The sequence below is a fragment of the Roseisolibacter sp. H3M3-2 genome (genome assembly GCF_029211165.1).
In the GTDB taxonomy this organism is placed as follows: Bacteria; Gemmatimonadota; Gemmatimonadetes; order Gemmatimonadales; family Gemmatimonadaceae; genus Roseisolibacter.
Genome location: NZ_JARGEK010000370.1, coordinates 1 through 4,643, shown reverse-complemented (window position 1 = coordinate 4,643; position 4,643 = coordinate 1). Strand labels below are relative to the sequence as shown.

Sequence of the window (4,643 nt, the reverse complement as noted above, 5' to 3'; positions counted from 1 at the left end):
GGCCGACGGGCGCCGCCGAGCGGGCGGCGCGCGCGCGCGCCTTCCGCCGCCAGCGCAGCCAGCGCGTCATCCACGGCTGCCCCCACTCGCCCGACGGCCGCCCGCGCGTGTCGACCGGCGTCGCCTCGCCGGCCACGACGCGCCGCAGCCGCTCCGCGATCGCGTCGAGGTTCTCGGCCACGCAGCGCTGCTGGATGACGATGTGCGACTCGCGCGCCTCGTCGTACGCGTAGCCGAAGTAACCGAACACCGGCCCGGTGTCGACGCCCCGGTCGATGCGCAGCAGCGACACGCCGACCTTGTCGAGGTCGTCGTTGGCGAGCGCCCAGAAGCCCCCGTGCGCGTTGCGGTACTCGGGGCAGACGCCCGGGTGCAGCACGTACGTCCCGTGCGTCGGGATCGAGAAGATGCGCTCCGCCAGCAGCGTCTTGCAGCGCGCGATCATCACCGTCGGCGCGCACCGGGCGATGAACGCCTGCGCCTCGGGCGTGTTGGGGCTCGTCGTCTCGAGCACCGGCGTGCCGGCGGGCGCGGGGCCGAAGCGCGCGGCCATCCCGGCGAGCGCCTCGTCCTCCCACCGCGTGTCGGCGGCCGCCTGCGTGAGGCGGTAGTGGAGCCGGAACGCCAGCACGTCGAGGAACCGCAGCGGCCCGACGCGCTCCAGCTCGCGGCGCACGCGCTTGCGCTGGCGCTCCGCGGTCTCGCGCAGGACGACGACCCCCGCGAGGTCGGACCACGAGGCCAGCCACGCGGCGAGCCCCTCGCGGTCGAACCGCGCGTCGTGGTGGCAGATGAGGAGGGTGCGCATCGCGGCGGAATCTAGCGGGGCCGGGGCGCCCGGGCCCGCGGGGCCGCCCGCCGTTCCACGGGCAGGGGAGCCCCCCCGGCGGCGCCGCGCGCGTAGGTGGCGCAGACGCCGCGCACCGGGCACGCCCCGCACCGCGCCACCCGCGCCGTGCACACCAGCGCCCCCAGCTCCATCAGCGCCTGGTTCTGCGTCCACGCCGCCGCCCCCGTCCGCGGCACCAGCGCCTCGGCCATCCGCCAGAGCCGGGTGAGGTCGCGCGGCCGCTTGGGGTCCAGCTCCGGCGCGAACGCGCGCTGCAGCACCCGCGCGACGTTCGTGTCCACCAGCGCCGCTCGCCGCTCGTAGGCGAACGACGCGACCGCCCCGGCCGTGTACGCCCCCACCCCCGGGAGCGCCCGCAGCGCCGCCGGGTCGGCCGGGATCGCCCCCGGCCCGCCGTCGGCCGTCACGTGCCGCGCCAGCGCGTGGAGGTTACGGGCCCGCGCGTAGTAGCCGAGCCCCGCCCAGGCGTCGGTGACCTCGTCGGGGCGCGCCTCGGCGACGTGCCGCAGCGTCGGGAAGCGGTCGAGGAAGCGCGCGTAGTAGTCGACCACCCGCACGACCTGCGTCTGCTGGAGCATCAGCTCCGAGACGAGGATGCGGTACGGGTCGCGCGTCCGCCGCCAGGGCAGGTCGCGCCCGTGGCGGCGGAACCAGGCGCGCAGCCGGTGCCCGAAGGCCCGGGCGCGCGCGGGGTCGAGGTCGTGCGGAGGCGGGGCGGGGGCGGCGCGGCGGGGCACGCGCGAAGTCTAGCCGCGCCTCAGCTCACGCGCCGGGTCTTCTTGCGCAGGAAGTCCATCAGCACGAACTGGCCGAGCGACATCGTGTTCGTGAAGTACGCCTTCCCGCGCGCGATCTCGCTCACCCGCTTCACGAACTCCACCAGCGCCCGGTCGCGCGCCAGCATGAAGGTGTTGATCATGATCCCGGCGCGCCGGCAGTCGGCGACCTCGCGCAGCGTCTCGCCCAGCACGTGCGCGTCGAGCCCCATCGAGTTCTTGTAGATCTGCCCGTTCGGCATCGTCAGCGCGCTCGGCTTGCCGTCGGTGATCATGACGATCTGCCGCATGTCCTTCTTCTGCGCCTGCAGGATGCGCCGCGCGAGCTTCAGCCCCTCGGCGGTGTTCGTGTGGTACGGGCCCACCTGCGCGTGCGCCAGCCGCGCCATCGGGATCTCCTCCGCCGAGTCGTGGAACAGCACGACGCGGATCGAGTCGCCCGGGAACTGCGTGCGGATCAGGTGCGTCAGCGCGAGCGCGACCTTCTTGGCGGGGGTGAAGCGGTCCTCGCCGTAGAGGATCATCGAGTGCGACGTGTCGAGCATCAGCACCGTCGCGCAGCTCGACCGGTACTCCGCCTGCCGCACCGCGAGGTCGGGGTAGTCGATGTCCATCGGGACGTCGAGCGACCCGGTGCGGGCGAGCGCGTTCTTGAGCGTCTCGTTGACGTCGAGGTTCAGGACGTCGCCGAACTCGTACGGCTTCGTGTACCCGTCGGCCTCGATCCCGGTGGCGAGGTACGGCGTGTCGTGGCTGCCGACGCTCGACTTGCCGAACGAGCCGAGGAGCCCGCGCAGCGTCTTGAAGCCGAGGAAGTCGATCCCCTTGTCGGTCAGGTTGAACTGCACGTCCTTGCTGGCCGCCTGCCCGAGCGACCCCTTGCCGGTCACCGGCTGCTGGCCGGCCGGCATCTGCGGGGGCGCGCTCGTCGAGAGGTAGCCCTCCTGAGTGAGCCGCTGGACGATCTGGTCGAGGAGCTCGGCGAGCCTGGCGTTCGCGTCCTCGTCGCCGTCGCCGCGCAGCGCCTCGAGCATCTCGGGGGTGAACTGCCCGCTCTCGAGCAGCGCGTCGAGGATCGCCTGGCGCAGCGCGTCCATCGAGCGGTCCTGCTCGTCGCCGAAGTCGCCCCAGAAGGGGTGGTGGTGCGGCCCGCCGGCGAACCCCGAGTCGAGCAGGAAGTCGGCGAGCTTGTCGAGCAGCGACTGCAGGTCGACGGCGTCGGCCAGCTCGGGGCTGTACTTCGTGTACGTGTGGAAGCGCATCGGGACGACGAGGGCGCGGGTCCGGGGCAGGGTTCTCCCCCCGAGTACACTATGAGAACCGCCGAGGTGCGCCGGAAGGTGCCCGGCGCCGTCCCACCGCCCGCCGCGCCCGCTTGAACCCGTTCCGCACCCTCGTCCGCCACCGGAACTTCCGCCTCTTCTGGGTCGGGCAGACGCTCTCGCTCGTCGGCACCTGGATGCAGACGATGGCCCAGGGGTGGCTGGCGCTCGAGCTGACCAACAACGCCTTCCTCGTCGGCCTGGTGGCCTCGGTCGGCTCCCTGCCGATCCTGCTGCTCTCGTTCGTCGCCGGCGTCTACGTCGACCGCGCCGACCGGCTGCGCGTGGTCAAGCTGATGCAGGCGCTGATGCTCGCCGAGGCGGCCACGCTCTGGGCGCTCACCGTGACGGGGAACGTCACCATCCAGGCGCTGCTCGCCCTCGCCTTCGTCTACGGCGTCTGCAGCGCCTTCGAGATCCCCGCCCGCCAGTCGCTGATCATCGACCTGGTGGGACGCGAGGACCTCGCCGAGGCGATCGCACTCAACTCCAGCGGCTTCAACCTGGCGCGCATCGTCGGGCCCGCGATCGGCGCGCTGGTCATCTCGCAGCTCGGGATCGCGTGGTGCTTCGGCGTCAACGCGCTGAGCTACGTGGCGGTGCTGTGGGGGCTGTTCCTCGTGCGCCTCCCGGCCAGCGACCGCCCGGCCCCCACCGGCTCGGCGATCGAGGGGCTGCGCGAGGGGTTCGCCTACATGTGGCGGACGCGCGAGGTCCGCACGCTGATGGGCGTGGTGCTCGTCTTCAGCGTCCTCGGCACGCCGTACCTGACGCTCATGCCGGTCATGGCGCGCGACCGCCTCGGGCTCGACGCCGGCGGCTACGGCACGCTGCTGGCGGCCGTCGGGATCGGGGGGCTGATCGGCGCGCTGTCGCTGGCCGCCGTGGGGCCGCGGGTGCCGCGCGGGCGGCTCCTGGTCGCCGCGTCGTTCGGCTTCTCGGCGCTGCTCTTCGCGTTCGCGTTCGTGCGCGCGGCGTGGCTCGCGCTCCCGCTGCTGCTGGCCATCGGCTTCGCGATGATCCTCAACGGCGCGCTCTCCAACGCGCTGCTGCAGGCGATCGTCCCCGACGCGCTGCGCGGCCGGCTCATGGCCGCGTACTCGTTCGTGGTGGTCGGGATGGCGCAGGTGGTCGGCGCCTTCGCCGGCGGCGCGGTCGCGCGCGCGCTCGGCGTCGACTGGGCGATCGGCGGCGGGGCGGCGCTCATGCTCGCCTACGCGCTCTGGGTGTTCGCGCGCCACCCCGAGGTCGCGCGCCTGGGGCAGCCGACGCCGGCCGCCGCCGACTGACCGGCGAGACCTCGTCGAGTTCACGTGAGAGGGCGGCCCTCCGCGCGGTCCTCCGGGCGCCGGCGGCTCGCGGCGTGAGCGCCGGGCGCCGAGCGCCGAGGATGACGCCGCGCTCGGCGCTCCGCGCTCGGCTCGCCGGCCACCGGGGTCCGGGTACGCGCACGAGAGCCCGCCCGCCGACGAGATCGAGTGCTGATCTAGCGCGGGCGCGGCAGGCGCTCGGCGGCGGCGCGCGCGACCAGCGCCGCCGCTGCGTCGAGGCCGAGGCGCGCGGTGTTGACGCACAGGTCGTAGTGCGCCGGGTCGAGCAGCTCGCGCCCCCAGCGGCGCCGCACCAGCGCCGAGCGTTCGCGTTCAACGTCGTCCACGCGCTGCGCCGCGGCCGCGGGGGCGAGCACCTCGCGCA

At 74.1% G+C, this 4,643-nt stretch carries 4 protein-coding genes and 1 pseudogene; 1 reads left to right on the top strand and 4 read right to left on the bottom strand.

The genetic code is table 11. From position 1 onward, the window contains the following. The 3 genes from PYV61_RS21265 to PYV61_RS21255 all read right to left on the bottom strand — a co-directional run. A partial coding sequence (locus tag PYV61_RS21265; protein ID WP_275835416.1) for a hypothetical protein occupies window positions 1–808 on the bottom strand: 808 nt, incomplete at its 3' end. 11 nt (window positions 809–819) lie between these two features. Continuing rightward, on the bottom strand, window positions 820–1,587 hold the full coding sequence (locus tag PYV61_RS21260) for an A/G-specific adenine glycosylase (protein ID WP_275835414.1): 768 nt from the start codon (window positions 1,585–1,587) through the stop codon (window positions 820–822). 20 nt (window positions 1,588–1,607) lie between these two features. Further along, window positions 1,608–2,888, bottom strand: coding sequence for a VWA domain-containing protein (locus PYV61_RS21255; protein WP_275835412.1), 1,281 nt, complete (start codon window positions 2,886–2,888; stop codon window positions 1,608–1,610). Between the two features lie 113 nt (window positions 2,889–3,001). On the opposite strand from PYV61_RS21255, the gene PYV61_RS21250 reads away from it, so the two are divergent. Continuing rightward, complete coding sequence (locus tag PYV61_RS21250) at window positions 3,002–4,237, top strand: MFS transporter (RefSeq protein ID WP_275835410.1); 1,236 nt, start codon at window positions 3,002–3,004, stop codon at window positions 4,235–4,237. A gap of 197 nt (window positions 4,238–4,434) precedes the next feature. Here PYV61_RS21250 and PYV61_RS21245 read toward each other — a convergent pair. Then, window positions 4,435–4,643: pseudogene (locus PYV61_RS21245) on the bottom strand (hypothetical protein); the annotation flags it as partial.

What these genes read in the sequence shown, in the direction of transcription:
- PYV61_RS21255 (WP_275835412.1), bottom strand. Translation starts at nt 2,888, where the DNA reads ATGCGCTTCCACACGTACACGAAGTACAGCCCCGAGCTGGCCGACGCC.